The following is a 19138-nucleotide window of genomic DNA, read 5'->3' as shown; positions in this document are numbered from 1 at the left end:
CCATGAAAAAGACAGCCACGTCCCGCTACGATGTTGCTGAGCATCTCCGTACGCCTGAAGAAATGGCGGCATATCTGGAAGCCTGCATGGAAGAGGCAGAAGGTGACGCTGCGTTTATCGCAAAGGCTCTTGGTGATATTGCCCGTGCGAGAGGAATGTCACAAGTGGCACGTGATGCAGGTGTGTCACGCGAAAGCCTATACAAAGCGCTTTCTGGTGAGCGGACTCCAGGGTTTGACACAATCCTGAAGGTCATGACAGCACTTGGCCTGAAGCTGCATGCGGAAGCTGTGCATATTCCAAATCATGCCCAACAAGGCGCTCCAACCGACGCTCGTACCCCGCGCGGTTGAGCGCTAGCGTTGCCTACAAAGATTATCTGACCGAGCAACGCAAGGTCATGACCTTGACCGGGCAAGAGTTCGTGCGTCGCTTCCTGCAGCACATCCTGCCAAAAGGTCTCATGCGCGTGAGGCACTACGGTTTTCTCGCCAACCGCTGCCGGGGCGCATCATGGTTCCTTCCAGGGCTTCCCAGCGTAAGTGTCCGGTAGGGCACGTATACCCAACCCTCACTCCCCGCTGGCATTCTCCCCGCAGGCCTGGGTGCGCGGTTCCCAGTGATAGGGCAGCAGTTCGTGGAGGCGATTGGCGGGATGATCCTGGATGCGCTCAAGCACATCGATCAGATAGTGACGCGGGTTCACCCCGTTCTGCTTGCAGGTTTCCAGGAGGGTGAGCAGGATGGCCAGGGCGTGGCCACCATTCTCGGAGCCGGTGAAGTTCCAGTTCTTGCGGCTCACGCATACCCCGCGCAGGGCGCGTTCGCCGCGGTTGTTGTCGGGCTCCAGGCGGCCATCCTCAGTGAAGCGCATCAGGGCCTGCCAGTGGTTGAGGACATAACCGATCGCCTTGGCGAAGTCTCCCCGGGGCGGCAGGCTGGGCAGGATGCGGTCCAGCAGGCGACGCAAGCGCTTGAGGATGGGCACCGTGCGGCGCTGGCGGGCCTCGCGGATCTGCTCGGGGTCCGTGATCCCCTGTTCGCGCAGGCGCGATTCCACCTGGTAGATCGCCGTGATCAGCTTCATCACCAGATGCACCCGGCCGCGTTTTTTGTGTTTGCGGGCGATCTTTTCGAACGGGCGCCTCGCATGGGCCCAGCAGGCACACCAGATCAGCGCCTCCTGGATCCGCTCGGCGTTCAGGTAGCCCGCATAGGCATCGGCTTGCAGATATCCCTGGTAGTCACGCAGGTGTTCCAGCGGACCTTCCTGGGATCGGTTGGTGGTGTAGTCGTAGAACACCGGGATGATGCCGTCCTCCCGCCCGCGGCCCAGGTAGAGCCACAGGCGACAGGTTCGGGTTTGTCGTCGGCCCTTTTCCAGTTGCGGCACCGTGGTGTCGTCACTGTGAACGACCGGACTGGCCAGGGCATCCTGGCGAACGAGGTCGGCCAGCGGGGCCAGGACCGAGGCGGACAGCAGCACGTAGTCGCACAGCCGCTGGCGGGGGACGTCGTAACCATCCCGGGCCAGCTGCTGGCTGATGCGGTTGAGCGGCAGATGATCCGCGAACTTGCTGATCACGGTATGGGCCAGCAGGCTGGCACCCACCTGGGCGCCGGGGATCGGTGGCGAGGGGCGCGGTGGAGAGACGATGGTGCGCTCCCCGTCATCCCCCTGGATCGCATACTTGGGCACCTCGTGGCGCTTCACGTACAGCTGCCCGGGTTGGTACTCCAGGGTCTCGGTCACCTCGACACCGATCTCCACCAGCGGGCCGCCGTTCTGGGCTTCCAGTTGGGCCCGGGTTTCGTCGTCGTAGTCGTAGCGCTGCGTCTCCCGGGGCAATTCCGGTGGGAGGACACGGCGACCTCGAGGGGGCTGGGTCTTGCGCCGCTTTTTGGGCGCCTCGGTGGTTTCTTCTTCGTCTTGCTCGGGGATCGGGGCTTCCTGCGGGTGGAAGAGATCCTGCTGGAGGTAACAGCCACGCTCGGAGCTTTGCCCGAAGCGTTTGCGCTGGGCCTCAAGGACCTGGCGCTTGAGATTCTCCAGTTGTTCGCTCAGCTCATTGATCGTGGACTGCTGCTGGGCGAGTAGCTGGGACTGCTGCTCAATGAGCTGATCACGGTCCGCCAGGGCAGCGCGGAACTGCGATTCGCGCAGGCCGGAAGGGGGTGTCGGCAGGTCTTGTGCAGCGCCCTTTAACATGCCCGCATTTTACCACGCCGAAAGCGCTAAGTGGCTGACTTGTTGATGGTATTTATCTATCAGCGGGTGGCTGTGGCAAGGCATTTTCGAGGGGTTTCCAGGCGCCGCCAATCGATACCCTCGAACAGCGCCTGCATCTGGCTGCGGGAGAGCCGAACCTCACCCTCTGCATCTCCATCCACCTGCTGGAGCCACTTGAAGCGCCCCTTCTCCAGGCGCTTGTAGATCATCACAAAGCCCTGGCCATCCCAGTACAGGGCCTTGAGCTTATCCCCGGCCCGGTTGCGGAAGACGAACAACTCACCGCTGAGCGGATCCCGCTCCAGGGCCTCGACGATCTCGATGCACAGACCATCGAAGGCCTTGCGGAAATCCACCGGCGCCACTGCCAGGTGGATGGCCACCCCCGTGGGCCAGGCGATCATGCCTCCAGGACCTCCATGGCCCGTTGCAGGGTCTGGGCGCAAAACCCCGGATAGAGCTCGAGCCGACGACCGTGGCTCAAGGTCACCACCACCGGTCCACCGAGCTGCGGCGACAGGTCTACGGGATCAGGGTCGTCCCCCACCGTGCGCACCGTCAAAAAGCGCTGCGTCCCGGTGGCGGGCTTCGAGGGCGAATGCTCCGCCTTGGCCTCGGTCGCGGCCACCACCCATTCCGGATAGCGCACTGCCCACTGCGATAACTGCTGGGGTGTGACCCCGTGCTGACGGGCAAAGGCCGCCTTGCTCTGGCCTGAAGCCGCCCACTGCTGGACCAGTCCCTTCCAGAAAGCGCGCTTGCGCTGTCGGACACCTCTGTTCATGCCGGCACATCTCCTTGGTTGCTTGAGATCGTGCCGTGGACGATGGGGGATCAGGGCGGACTATGAAATATGGGTTCTAGCGGACGCGTACTCCCAGCCAGGTCCGTGGCCGGGTTGTGGACAGCAGGTTACTGCAGGGAGGCATCGTTCTGGAAGACGTCTTCGAGGCGTTCGGCGGTGAGAATGTTGTCGATCCACTGGAGTAATTGAGCCTCATCGGCCTGCTGGACGCGCTGTTGGCAGTGCATCCTGGCCTGGGGGCCGAATTTGCGCTCCATGAGGCGCAATAGGGTCTGAGCCTCGCCTTGCTGGACGCCTTGCTGAATGCCTTTCTGGACCCCTCTGGCTTCGCCGCGATCCATCCATTCCTGAGCCAGCGACATGGTGAGTGCCTCCACGAGATGGGGTTTGGCCAGTGCCGCCAGTCCTGCCCGCAGCAGGGGATGATTGGAAAATTCCTCATAGGCCGGGGCATTGCCGCTGAGGTCTTTGACCGTGTACCGGCCATCCCGTTGCAGGGCCAGCAGATCCTCGTCGGCGTCGATGCAGTCGATCAGACAGGTGGGCACGTTCCAGGGGGGTCGTCCATGGTAGACCAGCAGGGTGATGATGGGTGGCAGCTTGCGCAGTCGTTCCACCTCGCCCTGGGCGTAGCGGGACCAGATGCGGTGGCGATAGCCCATCAGCTGCAGGGGCGCGCCCATGTCGGGCCAGGACTTGTGTTCGATCAGGGGGGTGTAGATGAAGGCACTGCGACCATCCTGAAGGGCCGCCTGGAACAACCGGTCACTGTGGGTCCGACTATAAAGCTGCACGTGTTGGCGGCGTTATGTGAGTTGACACCTGATACGTTACGGGGTACGTTCGGCGAATGATTCGAAGCTTCGAACACAAGGGCTTGGCCAAATTCTTCAAGTCCGGCAGCACAGCAGGGATTCAGGCCGCTCACGCAAGGAGGCTTCGACTCATTCTCGGTAGATTAAATGCGGCGTCGGATACCAAGGATATGGACTTGCCAGGCCTTCGGTTGCACGAACTCTCGGGCGATCGCACCGGAATCTGGTCAGTGACAGTGGGTGGTAACTGGCGAGTGACGTTCCGGTTCGAGGACGGAGATGCCGAGATAGTGAATTACGAAGATTACCACTGAGGTATCGCTATGTTGATGCACAATCCTCCTCACCCCGGCGAAGTATTGAGAGAGCTTTGCCTTGAGCCCCTGGGCCTGACTGTTACAGCGGCTGCAGAGGGTCTGGGCGTTAGCCGTAAAACACTGAGTGCCGTGTTGAACGGTAAGGCGGGTATTAGTCCTGAAATGGCTATCCGACTTTCTATCGCTTTTAATACCTCGGCAGAAAGCTGGCTGAATCAGCAATGCCAATATGAACTCTGGCATGCTGAACAACATCGCAAAGAGCTCAACGTGAAGAAGCTTGTTGCGGCCTGAAGCAGCACAGAATCGGGTAAGGGCGGGTGTTTAGCCCGCCCTCCCCACACCACCTGGCATGCGGGTCCGCACCAGGCGGTTTACAAGAAGGGCGCACACGACGATTTCAGGCATAACCATGCGCTTTCATCCATTGATCGCGGATGCTGATCAAGCCCTGGCGTTGCAGCCAGTCATTGGTCATCCCGGTCTGGGGGCCGAGGGATCGGGACAGGTGCCAGTAGCTCTTGGGGCTCATGCCCACGCCGGGCGTACACAAGACGCAGCAGTACGCGACCTGCGGCCGCCGGATGTCCCTGGCGGGCCACCGCGGTGCTTCGCGTTAGGCCACCCAAACAGCCCTGCCTTTGGCATAATTCGGCAAACTGACCACAGGATTCTGAATGTTCGAACCAACCTTCCGCAACATCGATGACGTGCTTTGGAAAGAGGCCGGTTGTGCCACGGAGCTGGACTACACCGAGCAGACGCGTCATGGATGTTGTTCCTCAAGTACCTGGACGACCTGGAGTATGAGCGTGCCCAGGAGGCGGAGCTGGTGGGCAAGTCCTACCCGTTCATCATCGATGAGCCCTACCGCTGGTCGGCCTGGGCTGCGCCCAGGACGGCTGACGGCCTGTTCGACCATGATACGGCCCTGACCGGCGCCGACCTGATCGCCTTTGTCAACGACGAGCTGTTCCCCTACCTGCAGGGCTTCCGGGACCGCGCCACCGGGCCGGACACCATCGAATACAAGATCGGGGAGATCTTCAGCGAGATCCGCAACAAGTTCGCCAGCGGCTACAGCCTGCGGGATGCCCTGGAGCTGATCGACGGGCTGAGCTTCCGGTCGCAAAAGCAGAAGCACGTACGCGTCCGCTAGAACCCATATTTCATAGCCCGCCCTGATCCCCCATCGTCCACGGCACGATCTCAAGCAACCAAGGAGATGTGCCGGTATGAACAGAGGTGTCCGACAGCGCAAGCGCGCTTTCTGGAAGGGACTGGTCCAGCAGTGGGCAGCTTCAGGCCAGAGCAAGGCGGCCTTTGCCCGTCAGCATGGGGTCACACCCCAGCAGTTGTCCCAGTGGGCAGTGCGCTATCCGGAATGGGTGGTGGCCACAGTCGACTCCAAGGCGGAGCATTCGCCCTCGAAGCCCGCCGCCGGGACGCAGCGCTTTTTGACGGTGCGCACGGTGGAGGACGCCCCTGATCCCGTGGACCTGTCGCCGCAGCCCGGTGGACCGGTGGTGGTGACCTTGAGCCACGGTCGTCGGCTCGAGCTCTATCCGGGGTTTTGCGCCCAGACCCTGCAACGGGCCATGGAGGTCCTGGAGGCATGATCGCGTGGCCCACGGGGGTGGCCATCCACCTGGCAGTGGCGCCGGTGGATTTCCGCAAGGCCTTCGATGGTCTGTGCATCGAGATCGTCGAGGCCCTGGAGCGGGATCCGCTCAGCGGTGAGTTGTTCGTCTTCCGCAACCGGGCTGGGGACAAGCTCAAGGCCCTGTACTGGGATGGCCAGGGCTTTGTGATGATCTACAAGCGCCTGGAGAAGGGGCGCTTCAAGTGGCTCCAGCAGGTGGATGGAGATGCAGAGGGTGAGGTTCGGCTCTCCCGCAGCCAGATGCAGGCGCTGTTCGAGGGTATCGATTGGCGGCGCCTGGAAACCCCGCAAAAATGCCTTGCCACAGCCACCCGTTGATAGATAAATACCATCAATAAGTCAGCCACTTAGCGCTTTCGGCGTGGTAAAATGCGGGCATGTTGAACGGCACTGCACAAGACCTGCCGACACCCCCTTCCGGCCTGCGCGAATCGCAGTTCCGCGCTGCCCTGGCGGACCGTGATCAGCTCATTGAGCAGCAGTCCCAGCTACTCGCCCAGCAGCAGTCCACGATCAATGAGCTGAGCGAACAACTGGAGAATCTCAAGCGCCAGGTCCTTGAGGCCCAGCGCAAACGCTTCGGGCAAAGCTCCGAGCGTGGCTGTTACCTCCAGCAGGATCTCTTCCACCCGCAGGAAGCCCCGATCCCCGAGCAAGACGAAGAAGAAACCACCGAGGCGCCCAAAAAGCGGCGCAAGACCCAGCCCCCTCGAGGTCGCCGTGTCCTCCCACCGGAATTGCCCCGGGAGACGCAGCGCTACGACTACGACGACGAAACCCGGGCCCAACTGGAGGCCCAGAACGGCGGCCCGCTGGTGGAGATCGGTGTCGAGGTGACCGAGACCCTGGAGTACCAACCCGGGCAGCTGTACGTGAAGCGCCACGAGGTGCCCAAGTATGCGATCCAGGGGGATGACGGGGAGCGCACCATCGTCTCTCCACCGCGCCCCTCGCCACCGATCCCCGGCGCCCAGGTGGGTGCCAGCCTGCTGGCCCATACCGTGATCAGCAAGTTCGCGGATCATCTGCCGCTCAACCGCATCAGCCAGCAGCTGGCCCGGGATGGTTACGACGTCCCCCGCCAGCGGCTGTGCGACTACGTGCTGCTGTCCGCCTCGGTCCTGGCCCCGCTGGCCGACCTCGTTCGCCAGGATGCCCTGGCCAGTCCGGTCGTTCACAGCGACGACACCACGGTGCCGCAACTGGAAAAGGGCCGACGACAAACCCGAACCTGTCGCCTGTGGCTCTACCTGGGCCGCGGGCGGGAGGACGGCATCATCCCGGTGTTCTACGACTACACCACCAACCGATCCCAGGAAGGTCCGCTGGAACACCTGCGTGACTACCAGGGATATCTGCAAGCCGATGCCTATGCGGGCTACCTGAACGCCGAGCGGATCCAGGAGGCGCTGATCTGGTGTGCCTGCTGGGCCCATGCGAGGCGCCCGTTCGAAAAGATCGCCCGCAAACACAAAAAACGCGGCCGGGTGCATCTGGTGATGAAGCTGATCACGGCGATCTACCAGGTGGAGTCGCGCCTGCGCGAACAGGGGATCACGGACCCCGAGCAGATCCGCGAGGCCCGCCAGCGCCGCACGGTGCCCATCCTCAAGCGCTTGCGTCGCCTGCTGGATCGCATCCTGCCCAGCCTGCCGCCCCGGGGAGACTTCGCCAAGGCGATCGGTTATGTCCTCAACCACTGGCAGGCCCTGATGCGCTTCACTGAGGATGGCCGCCTGGAGCCCGACAACAACCGCGGCGAACGCGCCCTGCGCGGGGTGTGCGTGAGTCGCAAGAACTGGAACTTCACCGGCTCCGAGAATGGTGGCCACGCCCTGGCCATCCTGCTCACCCTCCTGGAAACCTGCAAGCAGAACGGGGTGAACCCGCGTCACTACCTGATCGATGTGCTTGAGCGCATCCAGGATCATCCCGCCAATCGCCTCCACGAACTGCTGCCCTATCACTGGGAACCGCCCACCCAGGCCTGCGGGGAGAATGACAGCGGGGAGTGAGGGTTGGGTATACGTGCCCTACCGGACACTTACAGAAGCACGAGCTCTCCCACCTGTACGAGGCCAAGATCCGCAACATGGGCAACGCCGGGCGCAATGGCGGTGAGTACTACACGCCGCGCCCACTGATTCGCGCCATGATCCAGGTGGTCAAGCCCCGCATCGGCGAGCGCATCTACGACGCTGCGGCCGGTTCCGCGGGGTTCCTGTGCGAGGCGCATGATTATCTGCGCTACGGCCCGGAGGGCCAGGGCGATGGCCGGCGCGATGGCAGCCACTTGTCCACCCGCGACCTGGAGATCCTCCAGACCCGCACCTTCTACGCCAAGGAGAAGAAGAGCCTGCCCTATGTCATCGGAATCATGAACATGATCCTGCATGGCATCGAGGCGCCCAATGTCATCCACACCAATAGCCTCACGGAGAACCTGAGCGACATCCAGGAGAAGGACCGCTTCGACGTGATCCTGGCCAATCCGCCCTTCGGCGGCAAGGAGCGCAAGGAGGTCCAGCAGAACTTCCCCATCAAGACCGGCGAGACGGCGTTCCTGTTCCTGCAGCACTTCATCAAGTACCTCAAAGCGGGTGGCCGCGCCGCCATCGTCATCAAGAACACCTTCCTGTCCAACAGCGACAATGCCTCGCGGGCGCTGCGCAAGGATCTGCTGCAAAGCTGCAACCTGCACACCGTCCTCGACTGCCCCGGTGGCACGTTCCTGGGTGCGGGCGTGAAGACCGTGGTGCTGTTCTTCGAGAAGGGCGCCCCGACCCAGAGGATCTGGTACTACCAGCTGGATCCGGGCCGCAGCCTGGGTAAGACCAACCCGCTCAATGATAATGACCTCAAGGATTTCGTCGCCCGGCAGGCCGGATTCGAGGATTCCGAGAATGCCTGGACGGTGGATGTGAAGGACATCGACCCGGACAGCGTGGATCTGTCGGTGAAGAATCCCAACAAGGCCGAAGCCGCGCCCCTGCGCGATCCCGAGGTGATCATCAACGATATCGAGACGCTGGACAGGGAGAGCAAGGAGATCCTGGAAGGGATTCGGGGGATGTTATGAGCGCGTGGAGAAACTTGAAGCTGACGGAGTGCATAGAGAGGGCTCCGCGAGCACCCAAGATCCAAAAAAAGCAGTTTAAGGATGGCGGTCGCTTTCCTGTTGTGTCTCAGGAGAAGGGCCTCGTTAATGGGTACTGGGATGACGAAAGTGACGTCATAAAGGTCGATCGTCCGATAGTCATTTTCGGGGACCATACGCAGATAGTGAAGCTCGTTGATTTGTAACTGTTCAGGCTCCCTGCCCGCAGTCTGCCCATTTTTCCCTCGATAGGCTATCCTGCCCTGTATGAAGCTCCAGCGCCCCACGCAAGCAGAACTCGACGGCATGACCCATGCGCAGAAGGATGCGCTGATCCTGCAGTTGTTCGATGCGCTGGAGACGCTCAGTGCCCGATTGGCCGAGTTGGAGAAGAAGGTCGAGAAGAACAGTCGCAACTCCAGCAAGCCTCCATCCTCGGACGGTCCACGCAAAGGTCCGGCCCAACCGCGGCAAAAGGGCCAAAGATCCAGTGGTGGCCAAAAAGGCCACAAAGGCGCGACCCGGCAGATGGTGGATAACCCGGATGCGGTGGAGGAACTGCTGCCCCAGGGTCGCTGTGCGTGTGGTTGCGATCTGGGCGTGTTGCCGGCCACGATGAAGGAACGTCGCCAGCAGATTGAAATTCCCGAGCCTCGGGCCATTTATACCGAATTCCGACGGATGCAAGTGGTGTGCGGCTGTGGCCGTCGCCATCTGGGCGAGTTTCCGGCGGGTGTGACGCCCAACATCAGCTATGGTCCGCGCCTGAAGGCCTATGCGATTGGCCTGAACCAGGGGCATTTTGTCGCCTTGCAGCGTACCAGTCAGATTCTGGGAGACCAGTATGGCGTGGCGCCCTCCGCAGGGACGTTGCAGAACTGGATTCTGGGGATGGCCGATGGCCTGGAGGCGACCTATCAGGCGGCCGGTGACCAGATCCGTCAGGCCGCCGTGGCCCATTTCGATGAGAGCGGGCTGCGGGTGCAGGGTCGACTGCACTGGCTCCACGTGGCCGCCACGACCGATGCGGTGTACTACACGGCCCACACCAAGCGGGGGCATGAGGCCATGGATGAGGCCGGTATTCTTCCCCACTTCAAAGGGGTGGCGGTGCATGATCACTGGGCTCCCTACTGGCGCTACAAGGACTGCGAGCATGTCCTGTGCAATGCCCATCATCTTCGAGAATTGAATTACAGCGATGAGCTCACCGGCCATCTCTGGCCACGCCTGCTCCGAGAATCGCTGCTCCAGGCCAATGACGCCGTGGCACAGGCCAAGGCAAAGGGCCTGACCACCTTGCCAAGCGACCAGGTCGACTCCTTTCTCAAGGCCTACGACGAACAGGTGGCCGAGGGATTGGCGGCCAAGCCGGTCAAAGTGCCTGATGATGGCAGCCGGCGGCGTATCAAGCAGCATCCCGCCACCAACCTGCTCGTGAGGTTGCGTGACTTTCGCGAGTCCATCTGGCGCTTCCTGACCGATTGGCGAATCCCCTTCACCAACAACCTCGCCGAGCGGATGGTGCGCCCCATCAAGGTGAAGCTGAAGGTCATCGGCGGCTTCCGGGCCATGGGTGGCACCCGGGCTTTCTGCATCATTCGCTCGGTATGGGAAACCAGCAAGCTACGCGGACAGAACCCCTTCGAAGTCCTGCGGCTGGCTGCGACAGCCTGAACAGCTACGTTGATTTTGACTTCGTAATCGGTGCTGATGGGGTCAGAGTATTGAAGCCCAGGCCGTTTCTGGATCCGCAGTACTTTTACTATTTCTTGCTTGGTAACCCGGTAAAAACCCTAGGTTATGCAAGGCATTTCCGCCTGCTCAAGGATATCGAGGTTACGATTCCACCCCTCCCCGAACAAAAGCGCATCGTCGCCATCCTCGATGAAGCCTTCACGGGAATCGCCACCGCGGTCGCCAACACCGAAAAGAACCTCGCCAATGCCCGGGAGTTGTTTGAGAGCTATTTGGATGGCGTATTCTCGAATCTGCCATCTGGGCAAGATCGGCAATGTTTAAGTGCGCTTTGTGGGCCGGGGGTCATTACATATGGTGTAATTAAGCTCGGTAACGAGTGGCCCAGTGGGGTTCCATGCTTGCGAACGAGTAATGTCCGCAGGTTGCATATCGACACGAGGGGCATGAAGCGAATTGACCCGGCGCTTTCAAAGCAATATTCAAGGACAATACTGAAGGGAGGTGAAGTGCTGGTTAATGTGCGTGGCACGTTGGGTGGTGTTGCTGTAGCGACTGCGGATATGACTGGATGGAATGTATCACGGGAAGTTGCGGTTGTCCCGGTGGACGCGACAAAGGTCCTGCCCGAATTTGCCGCGCATAGTATTGCCACCAGAGCAAGCCAAGATTGGCTCTTTGGCGTTCAGAAAGGTGTCGCGTACACAGGTATTAATCTCAGCGACCTGCGAGAATTAAAAGTTCCAGTCCCGAGTATTGATGATCAGAGGCATTACGTGGCACAGCTTAACGAAATGGCATCGAATTGCGCTGCGATTGAGCGTCGTTTTAGGCATAAACTGAGCTCGCTGGATGAACTAAAACAATCCCTCCTGCAAAAAGCCTTCTCCGGCCAACTCACCGCAGACAAGGAAGTATCCGATGCAATCCACAACAAGGAGGAAGTTGCATGACCCCTGAAACCCAAGCCCCGATCCTCATTTTCGAGGATGCCGACAAGGCCGTCGAGGTGCGGCTGGATACCGACCGCGAGACCGTCTGGCTGACCCAGGCGCAGATGGCTGAACTGTTCGATGTCAAGCCCCAGAACATCACCATGCACCTGAAGAACGTTTACGAAGATGGCGAACTGGTGGAGGGGGCAACTTGTAAGGATTTCTTACAAGTTCAACAGGAAGGTGGGCGAGAGGTCCAACGCAAGCGCAAGCACTACAGCCTGGATGCCGTGATATCAGTGGGTTATCGGGTCAGTTCCACACGGGCAACCCGCTTCAGGATATGGGCCACCCGCGTCCTGCGCGAACACCTCACCCAGGGCTGGACCCTGAGCCGCCAGCGCTTCGAGGAAAACGCCCGCGAACTGGAGGCGGCCCTGGCGCTGGTACGCAAGGCCGCGCAAAGCCCGGCGCTGGACGCGGGCAGCGGTCGTGGCCTGGTGGATATCGTCAGCCGCTACGCCCAGACCTTTCTGCTGCTGCAACGCTACGACGAGGGCCTGTTGACCGAGCCACGTGCCCAGCCGGGTGGACGTCTGCCCACACTGGAACAGGCGAGGGCTGCGTTGGATGGTCTGAAAACCGACTTGATGGCACGGGGTGAGGCGACCGATCTGTTCGCCCGAGATCGGGGCGACGGTCTAGCCTCGCTGCTGGGCAATCTGGATCAGAGCGTGTTTGGTGAGCCGGCCTACCCCAGCGTGGAGGCCAAGGCCGCGCATCTGCTGTACTTCGTGGTCAAGAATCACCCGTTCTCCGATGGCAACAAGCGCAGCGCGGCCTTTTTGTTCGTGGACTTCCTCCACCGCAATGGCCGCCTGCTGAATGCGGCGGATGAACCGGTGATCAACGATGTGGGCCTTGCGGCCCTGACCTTGCTGGTGGCCGAGTCCGATGCCGCCAACAAGGAGACCATGATCCGTCTGATCATGAACATGCTGGCTGGAGCCCGAGAGTGAAGGAAGCCGGCCTCAACGAAGCCGAAACCCGCGCTGAACTCATCGACCCGGCCTTGAAGGAGGCAGGGTGGGGTGTGATGGAGGCCAGCCGGGTGCGGCGTGAGGTGATTACCCTCGGTCGGCTGCAGGGCGGTGGCAAACGGGCCAGGCAGGATATCGCCGACTATGTGCTGATCTATCGCGGCCAGAAGCTCGCGGTGATCGAGGCCAAGAAGCGCGACCTGCCGGTGACCGAGGGGCTGGCCCAGGCCAAGCGCTATGCCGAGCGCTTGCAGACCCGATTTGCCTACGCCACCAATGGCGACGGCATCTACCGGGTGGACATGGGCACGGGCACGGAGGGGCCGGTGGATGCCTGGCCCTCTCCCGATGCGCTGTGGGTGGAAACCTTTGGCGAGGCTGCTGGAGTTCAAGGTACCTGGCGGGAACGCTTTGGCGCGGTGCCCTTCGAGGACAAGGGCGGGTTCTGGCAGGCGCGTTATTACCAGCACAACGCCATCAACCAGGCGCTGGAGGCCGTTGCGGCGGGGCGGGATCGCATCCTTCTGACCCTGGCCACCGGCACCGGCAAGACCGCCATCGCCTTCCAGATCGCCTGGAAGCTCTTCCATGCCCGCTGGAGTCTCACGGCACGCGCCTCCGGCACACCTGGCCGACAGCCGCGCATCCTGTTCCTGGCGGATCGGAACATCCTGGCCAACCAGGCCTTCAACGATTTTTCCGCTTTTCCCGAGGACGCCCTGGTTCGTATCGATCCGGAGATCATCCGCAAGAAAGGCCGGGTGCCCAAGAACGGGAACGTCTTCTTCACGATCTTCCAGACGTTCATGACCGGGCGCGATGCGGCGGGCCATCCGGCACCCAACTTCGGTGCCAATTATGAGCGATTTCCGGCGGATTTCTTCGATTTCATCATCATCGATGAATGCCACCGGGGCGGTGCCAACGATGAGAGCCACTGGCGGGGTATCCTGGAGTACTTCCAGCCCGCCGTGCAGCTCGGGCTGACCGCCACCCCCAAGCGCACGCATAACGCCGATACCTACGCCTACTTCGGCGAGCCGGTGTACATCTACTCCCTGAAGGAAGGCATCAACGATGGCTTCCTGACGCCCTTCAAGGTCCGGCAGATCGCCACGACGCTGGATGACTATGTCTATGCGCCCGATGACCAGGTGATCGAGGGCGAGGTCGAGTCAGGTCGACGCTACAGGGAAGATGACTTCAACCGCGTCATCGAGATTGCGGAACGTGAACGCTATCGGGTGAAGCTGTTCATGGACCAGATCGACCCGCGCGAGAAGACGCTGGTGTTTTGCGCCACCCAGGAACATGCTCTGGCGGTCCGCGATCTGATCAACCAGCTCAAGACCCGCACCGATCCCCATTATTGCGAGCGCGTCACGGCGAACGACGGCAAGGAAGGCGAGCGCTTCCTGAAGCAGTTCCAGGATAACGAGAAGACCATCCCGACCATCCTCACCACTTCGCAGAAGCTCTCCACCGGCGTGGACGCCAGGAATGTCCGCCACATCGTGCTGATGCGTCCGGTGAACAGCATGATCGAGTTCAAGCAGATCATCGGCCGGGGGACGCGGCTGTTCGATGGCAAGGACTATTTCACGATCCACGATTTCGTGAAGGCCTACGAGCACTTCAGCGATCCGGAGTGGGATGGCGAACCGCTGCCGCCTGAGCCCTGCGAGCAATGCGGTCACAGCCCGTGCAGTTGCACCAGGCCGCCGCCTCAGGCATGCGGTGTTTGTGGGGAGCGGCCTTGTGTGTGCGAGAAAACGCCGCCGGAACCTTGCCAGGTCTGCGGTGAGAGGCCCTGCCTCTGCGAGAAACGCCGCAAGGTGAAGATCCGGCTGGCCGATGGTAAGGAGCGCGCCATCCAGCACATGACCGCCACGAGCTTCTGGGGGCCGGACGGCAAGCCCATTTCCGCGGCTGAGTTCATCCAGCGCCTGTTCGGTGATCTGCCCGAATTGTTCAAGGACGAGGACGAGCTGCGCCGCCTGTGGGGCCGCCCGGATACCCGGAAAAAGCTGCTGGAGGGGCTGGAGGAGAAGGGCTACGGCAGGCAGGAGTTGGCCGATATGGGCAAGCTGATCGAGGCCGAGCACAGCGATCTCTACGATGTGCTGGCCTACATCGCCTTCAACATGGCGCCGGTGAGCCGGGCCGAGCGAGTGGATGCCCACAAGGCGCGCATCTTCCATGGCCACGACTACAGGCAGCAGGAATTCTTGAGGTTCGTCCTCGATCACTATGTGGCCCAGGGCGTCAGCGAGCTGGACACGGCAAAGCTGCCGCAGTTGATCGAATTGAAGTATCACAGCGTCGGCGATGCTGTGCGGGAGCTGGGGCCTGTGGGTAATATTCGAGACGTCTTTGTGGATTTTCAGCAGTATTTGTATTGAGGTGGGTCCACGGAACAGATCTCCCCGGATAAGGGCATGAATTTTTAGTCTGTCGGGGAATAGGCAAGGTCAGCATGCAATTTCAATCAATGATCAGTGGCGTATCTGTTTTTGTTTAAGGATGGCGATGCGTATGAGGTCGAAGTGTGTGCCCAATGTGCTGCCGGGTGCTTCACGGCGCCTTACCAAGGCTTGAGCCGTGTGCGGTGAAAGTCGCACGCACGGTTCTTAACCCGGCCGCTTGAACCCGGCGTTATGTGGGGCGTTCGTCTTGACGTACGTACTCAAGGGCGTACACTTTCTTATGAGGTTAAACACGAGGCAGATGGCTCATGGCCGGAATCACAGCAACTGAGGCGCGCAGCAACCTTTATCGGTTGATTGACGAAACGGCTGAATCCCACCAACCTATCGTGATCACGGGTAAGCGGAACACAGCGGTTCTGGTATCTGAGGAGGACTGGTCGGCAATTCAGGAAACACTCTATCTGCTCTCGGTTCCAGGTATGCGAGAGTCTATTCGTGAGGGTATGGAAACCTCTGTGGATGAGTGCCATGAGGAGCTGGACTGGTGACATGGAAGTTGGTTTACACCAAGCAAGCCCAAAGAGATGCAAGGAAGCTGACGGCCAGCACTCTCAAGCCGAAAGCTCAGGAATTGTTGGCGCTCATTGCAGAAGATCCCTACCGTAAGCCGCCGCCGTTTGAGAAGCTCGTTGGTGATCTTGCAGGGGCCTATTCGCGTCGCATCAATATTCAGCATCGTCTGGTCTATCAAGTGCTCGAGGACGAGCGAGTGGTGAAGGTGCTCAGGCTCTGGAGCCACTACGAATAATGCATAACCAGCCGCTATTAAGCATCCCGAGGGGTTCCCGAATGTCGCGCATGGCACATAACCATCGCCGGCTGTGCGACGGCGTTTACATTGCATCCTCATTTTCAGTCCAAAGCCGCTCATGCTGCGTGCGTTATGAACACTCAACGAGGTGCCATAAGTGATACACAACTGCCTTTCCTGTTCACTCGCGGAGATATGGTTTGAAGAAGATGGTTCCGATGTGTATCTAAACCTGAACAGGGTGGCGACAGAGGAAGATCTTGAAGCCGACCATTACCTTGAGTACGAGGGGCAGGCAATTGAGACTGTTCAGATTCAGGTAGCATACTGCCCTTACTGCGGCGAAAAGCTTGCGAACCGTAGAGAGGTCTTCATGCCACAGTTCCAGTACTACAATTTTGGTGGCAAAAGGTGAACGGATCGTAAGCAAGTCATGCACGGCTTCAGGTGAATAACACCATGAGTGGCCCAGCATTCACCCCGGGAAATCCCCATCCACGTAATACCACCGCTCATCAACACGCAGGAAACGGCTGCGTTCATGCAGGCGTACGCCCCGGCCGGCGATGCGGGAGCGGGCCACGAATTCCACCTCGCCGTGCTCATCCGCCACTTCGCCGCCTGACGTGGCGCGGATGCTCAACCCCAACCATTGCTGGTTTGCCTGCAGTTCCAGCAGGGGAGGGCGGGTCCTGGGCAGCCAGGTGTCCAGAAGATAGTCGGTATGCCCCTCCACGAAGGCGGTGTACCGGGAGCGCATCAGGGCTTCGGCCGTTTGGGGGAGGGCGGTGCCGTCCAGAAACGGGCCGCAACAGCGTTCACGGTTGAGCCCGGAGCCGCAGGGGCAGGGTGCGTTGTCAGGCCGTGGTGGGTGCTTGCGTTTTGGCATGTCGGGTTCTCCTTACAATGGCGCTGTGGCGGCGGTGGATTCGTCAGCCTGGCTGTCGTGGGGAACGTCCGGTACCTTTCCGGCAGGTGAAATTTCCACTGGATCATATTATGATCGAACCTTTTCCCCATCGTTTCCGTGCGGCGCGGTCATCACGCGCCCGGGGGCGATCCCAAGACCAGGCCCGCACAGTGCGCAGCAGGAGACCAAGACCGTGGAATTGACCGGCGCCGAGATATTTGTCCGATGTCTGCAGGAAGAAAATGTCGACACGTTGTTCGGTTATCCCGGCGGTTCGGTACTGCACATCTATGATGCCCTGTACCGCCAGGATAAGGTGGAGCACATCCTGGTGCGCCACGAACAGGCCGCCGTGCACGCCGCCGAGGGCTATGCCAAGTCCACCGGCCGGCCCGGCGCGGTGCTGGTGACCTCCGGTCCCGGGGCCACCAATGCGGTCACCGGTATTGCCGATGCCTATATGGACTCCGTGCCCCTGGTGGTCTTCAGTGGCCAGGTGCCCACCAGCCTGATCGGCAACGATGCCTTCCAGGAAGTGGATACCGTGGGCATCACCCGCCCATGCGTGAAGCACAACTTCCTGGTCAAGGACGTGAAGGACCTGGCCACCACCATCAAGAAGGCCTTCTACGTGGCCACCACCGGGCGCCCGGGGCCGGTGGTCGTGGACATCCCCAAGGACATCACCGCCGACAAGTGCGAGTTCCATTACCCGCGCTCCATCAAGATGCGCTCCTACAACCCCACGGTGAAGGGGCACCCGGGTCAGATTCGTCGCGCGGTGGACCTGATGCTCTCGGCCCGTCAGCCGGTGATCTATAGCGGCGGCGGGGTGATCCTGAGCAACGCCTCCAAGGCCCTGACCGAACTCACCCGTCTGCTGAATTACCCCATCACCAACACCCTGATGGGTCTGGGCGCCTACCCCTCGTCAGACAAGCAGTTCATGGGCATGCTGGGGATGCACGGCACCTACGAGGCCAATATGGCCATGCATCACGCGGACGTGCTGATTGCCATTGGTGCCCGCTTTGATGACCGGGTGACAGGCAATATCGAGAAGTTCTGCCCCAACGCCCGCATCGTCCATGTGGACGTGGATCCGGCCTCCATCTCCAAGAACGTGAAGGTGGATGTGCCTATCGTGGGTCAGGTGGACAGCGTGCTCAAGGCCATGATCAAGGAGATCAAGGCCGGGGAGCGCCGCCCTGATCCCGAGCCGCTGGAGAACTGGTGGAAGCAGATCGACGAATGGCGCTCCATGGACTGCCTGAAATATGACCGCGAGAGCGAGCTGATCAAGCCCCAGTACGTGCTGGAGACCCTGCATCGCCTGACCAAGGGGGATGCCTTCGTCACCTCCGATGTAGGGCAGCATCAGATGTGGACGGCCCAGTTTTATGGCTTTGACAAGCCCAATCGCTGGATCAACTCCGGCGGGCTTGGCACCATGGGCTTCGGCCTGCCGGCGGCCATCGGCACCCAGCTGGCCCACCGGGACGAGACCGTGGTCTGCGTGACCGGCGAGGCCAGTATTCAGATGTGCATTCAGGAGTTGTCCACGGCCCTGCAGTATCATCTGCCCATCAAGGTGGTGGCCCTGAACAACCGCTACATGGGTATGGTGCGCCAGTGGCAGGAGTTCTTCTATCAGGGGCGCTATGCCATGTCCTACATGGATGCCCTGCCGGACTTCGTGCAGCTGGCCGAGGCCTACGGGCACGTGGGCATGCGCATTGAGTCGCCGGGCGACGTGGAAGGGGCGCTCAAGGAGGCCCTGGACATGAAGGATCGTCTGGTCTTCATGGACTTCATCACTGACCAGAGTGAGAACGTCTACCCCATGATCCCGGCCGGTGCGGGCCAGAACGAAATGATCCTCCTGTAATCATGCGACATATTATTTCAATCCTGATGGAAAACGAGTCCGGCGCCCTCTCCCGGGTGGCTGGTCTGTTCTCGGCCCGTGGCTACAATATCGAGTCGCTGACCGTTGCGCCCACCGAAGATCCCACCCTGTCCCGGCTGACCCTGGTGACCCGGGGGTCGGATCAGGTGATCGAGCAGATCACCAAGCAGCTCAACAAGCTGGTGGACGTGGTCAAGCTGCTGGATCTGACCGAGCACCGGCACATCGAGCGGGAGATGATGCTCATCAAGCTCAAGGTGCAGGATGCCGATCAGCGGGCCGAGGTGATGCGCCTGGCCGAGATCTTCCGCGGTCACATCATCGACGTGAGCGCTGCCACCTACGTGGTGGAACTCACCGGCGACAGTGACAAACTGGACGCCTTCGTGGAATCCATGTGCCACTTCGAGGTGATCGAGGTGGTGCGCTCCGGCGTCATGGGCATTGCCCGTGGCGACGTGGCTCTTAAACTCTGATTG

Annotated in this window: 22 protein-coding genes and 2 pseudogenes; 18 read left to right on the top strand and 6 right to left on the bottom strand. The window is 60.9% G+C overall.

The window, feature by feature from the left end:
- Window positions 1–2 precede the first annotated feature (2 nt).
- Window positions 3–353, top strand: coding sequence for an addiction module antidote protein (locus tag ECTOBSL9_RS16280; protein WP_082829667.1), 351 nt, complete (start codon window positions 3–5; stop codon window positions 351–353).
- Between the two features lie 47 nt (window positions 354–400).
- On the top strand, window positions 401–553 hold the full coding sequence (locus ECTOBSL9_RS16785) for a transposase (protein ID WP_371259010.1): 153 nt from the start codon (window positions 401–403) through the stop codon (window positions 551–553).
- Between the two features lie 18 nt (window positions 554–571).
- On the opposite strand, the gene ECTOBSL9_RS01135 is transcribed toward ECTOBSL9_RS16785, so the two are convergent.
- The 4 genes from ECTOBSL9_RS01135 to ECTOBSL9_RS01120 form a co-directional block, all read right to left on the bottom strand.
- Window positions 572–2209 carry an IS66 family transposase gene (locus ECTOBSL9_RS01135; RefSeq protein WP_063463514.1) on the bottom strand — a complete coding sequence of 546 codons (1638 nt, stop codon included), beginning with the start codon at window positions 2207–2209 and terminating at the stop codon, window positions 572–574.
- 59 nt (window positions 2210–2268) lie between these two features.
- Entirely contained in the window at window positions 2269–2634 is a 366-nt protein-coding gene (tnpB, locus tag ECTOBSL9_RS01130; RefSeq protein WP_063463347.1) for an IS66 family insertion sequence element accessory protein TnpB, read from the bottom strand.
- A complete protein-coding gene (locus ECTOBSL9_RS01125; protein WP_063463348.1) occupies window positions 2631–3014 on the bottom strand; it encodes a helix-turn-helix domain-containing protein in 384 nt (127 codons plus the stop codon). Before ECTOBSL9_RS01125 ends, tnpB (ECTOBSL9_RS01130) begins: the two co-directional genes overlap by 4 nt.
- Window positions 3015–3142: 128 nt before the next feature.
- Window positions 3143–3829 (bottom strand): Rpn family recombination-promoting nuclease/putative transposase, encoded by a 687-nt coding sequence (locus ECTOBSL9_RS01120; RefSeq protein ID WP_082829665.1) that lies wholly within the window; start codon window positions 3827–3829, stop codon window positions 3143–3145.
- 56 nt (window positions 3830–3885) lie between these two features.
- Between ECTOBSL9_RS01120 and ECTOBSL9_RS01115 the strand changes: the two genes are divergently transcribed.
- Together ECTOBSL9_RS01115 and ECTOBSL9_RS16270 are read left to right on the top strand one after the other, a co-directional pair.
- Complete coding sequence (locus ECTOBSL9_RS01115; protein WP_063463512.1) at window positions 3886–4164, top strand: type II toxin-antitoxin system RelE/ParE family toxin; 279 nt, start codon at window positions 3886–3888, stop codon at window positions 4162–4164.
- A gap of 9 nt (window positions 4165–4173) precedes the next feature.
- Entirely contained in the window at window positions 4174–4461 is a 288-nt protein-coding gene (locus tag ECTOBSL9_RS16270; protein ID WP_082829664.1) for a HigA family addiction module antitoxin, read from the top strand.
- A gap of 106 nt (window positions 4462–4567) precedes the next feature.
- On the opposite strand, the gene ECTOBSL9_RS16265 is transcribed toward ECTOBSL9_RS16270, so the two are convergent.
- The gene (locus tag ECTOBSL9_RS16265; protein WP_082829663.1) at window positions 4568–4699 is read right to left on the bottom strand and encodes a maturase; all 132 of its coding nucleotides are present in this window, start codon (window positions 4697–4699) and stop codon (window positions 4568–4570) included.
- 145 nt (window positions 4700–4844) lie between these two features.
- Between ECTOBSL9_RS16265 and ECTOBSL9_RS01110 the strand changes: the two are divergent.
- The 12 genes and pseudogenes from ECTOBSL9_RS01110 to ECTOBSL9_RS01050 form a co-directional block, all read left to right on the top strand.
- Window positions 4845–5311: pseudogene (locus ECTOBSL9_RS01110) on the top strand (type I restriction-modification system subunit M N-terminal domain-containing protein); the annotation flags it as partial.
- 91 nt (window positions 5312–5402) lie between these two features.
- The gene (locus ECTOBSL9_RS01105) at window positions 5403–5786 is read left to right on the top strand and encodes a helix-turn-helix domain-containing protein (protein WP_063463510.1); all 384 of its coding nucleotides are present in this window, start codon (window positions 5403–5405) and stop codon (window positions 5784–5786) included.
- Window positions 5783–6148, top strand: a complete 366-nt coding sequence (gene tnpB, locus ECTOBSL9_RS01100; RefSeq protein ID WP_063463345.1) for an IS66 family insertion sequence element accessory protein TnpB — start codon at window positions 5783–5785, stop codon at window positions 6146–6148. The genes ECTOBSL9_RS01105 and tnpB (ECTOBSL9_RS01100) overlap by 4 nt, the downstream gene beginning before the upstream one ends.
- A gap of 59 nt (window positions 6149–6207) precedes the next feature.
- Window positions 6208–7845, top strand: a complete 1638-nt coding sequence (locus ECTOBSL9_RS01095; protein ID WP_063463344.1) for an IS66 family transposase — start codon at window positions 6208–6210, stop codon at window positions 7843–7845.
- Between the two features lie 32 nt (window positions 7846–7877).
- Window positions 7878–8909: pseudogene (locus tag ECTOBSL9_RS01090) on the top strand (class I SAM-dependent DNA methyltransferase); the annotation flags it as partial.
- A gap of 285 nt (window positions 8910–9194) precedes the next feature.
- Complete coding sequence (locus ECTOBSL9_RS01080; protein WP_205631985.1) at window positions 9195–10604, top strand: IS66 family transposase; 1410 nt, start codon at window positions 9195–9197, stop codon at window positions 10602–10604.
- A gap of 50 nt (window positions 10605–10654) precedes the next feature.
- On the top strand, window positions 10655–11578 hold the full coding sequence (locus ECTOBSL9_RS01075; RefSeq protein ID WP_063463507.1) for a restriction endonuclease subunit S: 924 nt from the start codon (window positions 10655–10657) through the stop codon (window positions 11576–11578).
- Window positions 11575–12579 (top strand): RhuM family protein, encoded by a 1005-nt coding sequence (gene rhuM, locus ECTOBSL9_RS01070; RefSeq protein WP_063463506.1) that lies wholly within the window; start codon window positions 11575–11577, stop codon window positions 12577–12579. The genes ECTOBSL9_RS01075 and rhuM overlap by 4 nt, the downstream gene beginning before the upstream one ends.
- Entirely contained in the window at window positions 12576–15002 is a 2427-nt protein-coding gene (hsdR, locus tag ECTOBSL9_RS01065) for an EcoAI/FtnUII family type I restriction enzme subunit R (protein ID WP_063463505.1), read from the top strand. Before rhuM ends, hsdR begins: the two co-directional genes overlap by 4 nt.
- A gap of 332 nt (window positions 15003–15334) precedes the next feature.
- Window positions 15335–15577 carry a type II toxin-antitoxin system Phd/YefM family antitoxin gene (locus tag ECTOBSL9_RS01060; protein ID WP_063463504.1) on the top strand — a complete coding sequence of 81 codons (243 nt, stop codon included), beginning with the start codon at window positions 15335–15337 and terminating at the stop codon, window positions 15575–15577.
- Window positions 15574–15837 (top strand): Txe/YoeB family addiction module toxin, encoded by a 264-nt coding sequence (locus ECTOBSL9_RS01055; RefSeq protein ID WP_063463503.1) that lies wholly within the window; start codon window positions 15574–15576, stop codon window positions 15835–15837. Before ECTOBSL9_RS01060 ends, ECTOBSL9_RS01055 begins: the two co-directional genes overlap by 4 nt.
- Window positions 15838–15997: 160 nt before the next feature.
- Complete coding sequence (locus tag ECTOBSL9_RS01050; protein ID WP_082829661.1) at window positions 15998–16255, top strand: YgiT-type zinc finger protein; 258 nt, start codon at window positions 15998–16000, stop codon at window positions 16253–16255.
- Between the two features lie 60 nt (window positions 16256–16315).
- Here ECTOBSL9_RS01050 and ECTOBSL9_RS01045 read toward each other — a convergent pair whose 3' ends face one another.
- Window positions 16316–16729, bottom strand: coding sequence for a YchJ family protein (locus ECTOBSL9_RS01045; protein WP_063463501.1), 414 nt, complete (start codon window positions 16727–16729; stop codon window positions 16316–16318).
- A 214-nt stretch (window positions 16730–16943) separates the two neighbouring features.
- Between ECTOBSL9_RS01045 and ECTOBSL9_RS01040 the strand changes: the two genes are divergently transcribed.
- Window positions 16944–18638, top strand: a complete 1695-nt coding sequence (locus tag ECTOBSL9_RS01040) for an acetolactate synthase 3 large subunit (protein WP_063463500.1) — start codon at window positions 16944–16946, stop codon at window positions 18636–18638.
- Between the two features lie 2 nt (window positions 18639–18640).
- Window positions 18641–19135, top strand: coding sequence for an acetolactate synthase small subunit (gene ilvN / locus ECTOBSL9_RS01035; RefSeq protein ID WP_063463499.1), 495 nt, complete (start codon window positions 18641–18643; stop codon window positions 19133–19135).
- Window positions 19136–19138: the final 3 nt, after the last annotated feature.

Origin of the sequence: Ectothiorhodospira sp. BSL-9, assembly GCF_001632845.1 — a bacterium.
GTDB lineage: Bacteria > Pseudomonadota > Gammaproteobacteria > Ectothiorhodospirales > Ectothiorhodospiraceae > Ectothiorhodospira.
The sequence above is the reverse complement of the archived record's forward strand: the minus strand, read 5'-3'. Positions and strand labels throughout refer to the sequence as shown.

Coding starts and splice junctions, on each gene's coding strand:
- ECTOBSL9_RS16270 (WP_082829664.1), top strand. CDS start 4,174: ATGTTGATGCACAATCCTCCTCACCCCGGCGAAGTATTGAGAGAGCTT.
- rhuM (WP_063463506.1), top strand. CDS start 11,575: ATGACCCCTGAAACCCAAGCCCCGATCCTCATTTTCGAGGATGCCGAC.
- ilvN (WP_063463499.1), top strand. CDS start 18,641: ATGCGACATATTATTTCAATCCTGATGGAAAACGAGTCCGGCGCCCTC.
- ECTOBSL9_RS16785 (WP_371259010.1), top strand. CDS start 401: ATGACCTTGACCGGGCAAGAGTTCGTGCGTCGCTTCCTGCAGCACATC.
- ECTOBSL9_RS01095 (WP_063463344.1), top strand. CDS start 6,208: ATGTTGAACGGCACTGCACAAGACCTGCCGACACCCCCTTCCGGCCTG.
- ECTOBSL9_RS01045 (WP_063463501.1), bottom strand. CDS start 16,729: ATGCCAAAACGCAAGCACCCACCACGGCCTGACAACGCACCCTGCCCC.
- tnpB (WP_063463347.1), bottom strand. CDS start 2,634: ATGATCGCCTGGCCCACGGGGGTGGCCATCCACCTGGCAGTGGCGCCG.
- ECTOBSL9_RS16265 (WP_082829663.1), bottom strand. CDS start 4,699: ATGAGCCCCAAGAGCTACTGGCACCTGTCCCGATCCCTCGGCCCCCAG.
- ECTOBSL9_RS16280 (WP_082829667.1), top strand. CDS start 3: ATGAAAAAGACAGCCACGTCCCGCTACGATGTTGCTGAGCATCTCCGT.
- ECTOBSL9_RS01125 (WP_063463348.1), bottom strand. CDS start 3,014: ATGAACAGAGGTGTCCGACAGCGCAAGCGCGCTTTCTGGAAGGGACTG.
- ECTOBSL9_RS01105 (WP_063463510.1), top strand. CDS start 5,403: ATGAACAGAGGTGTCCGACAGCGCAAGCGCGCTTTCTGGAAGGGACTG.
- ECTOBSL9_RS01080 (WP_205631985.1), top strand. CDS start 9,195: ATGAAGCTCCAGCGCCCCACGCAAGCAGAACTCGACGGCATGACCCAT.
- ECTOBSL9_RS01060 (WP_063463504.1), top strand. CDS start 15,335: ATGGCCGGAATCACAGCAACTGAGGCGCGCAGCAACCTTTATCGGTTG.
- tnpB (WP_063463345.1), top strand. CDS start 5,783: ATGATCGCGTGGCCCACGGGGGTGGCCATCCACCTGGCAGTGGCGCCG.
- ECTOBSL9_RS01135 (WP_063463514.1), bottom strand. CDS start 2,209: ATGTTAAAGGGCGCTGCACAAGACCTGCCGACACCCCCTTCCGGCCTG.
- ECTOBSL9_RS01115 (WP_063463512.1), top strand. CDS start 3,886: ATGATTCGAAGCTTCGAACACAAGGGCTTGGCCAAATTCTTCAAGTCC.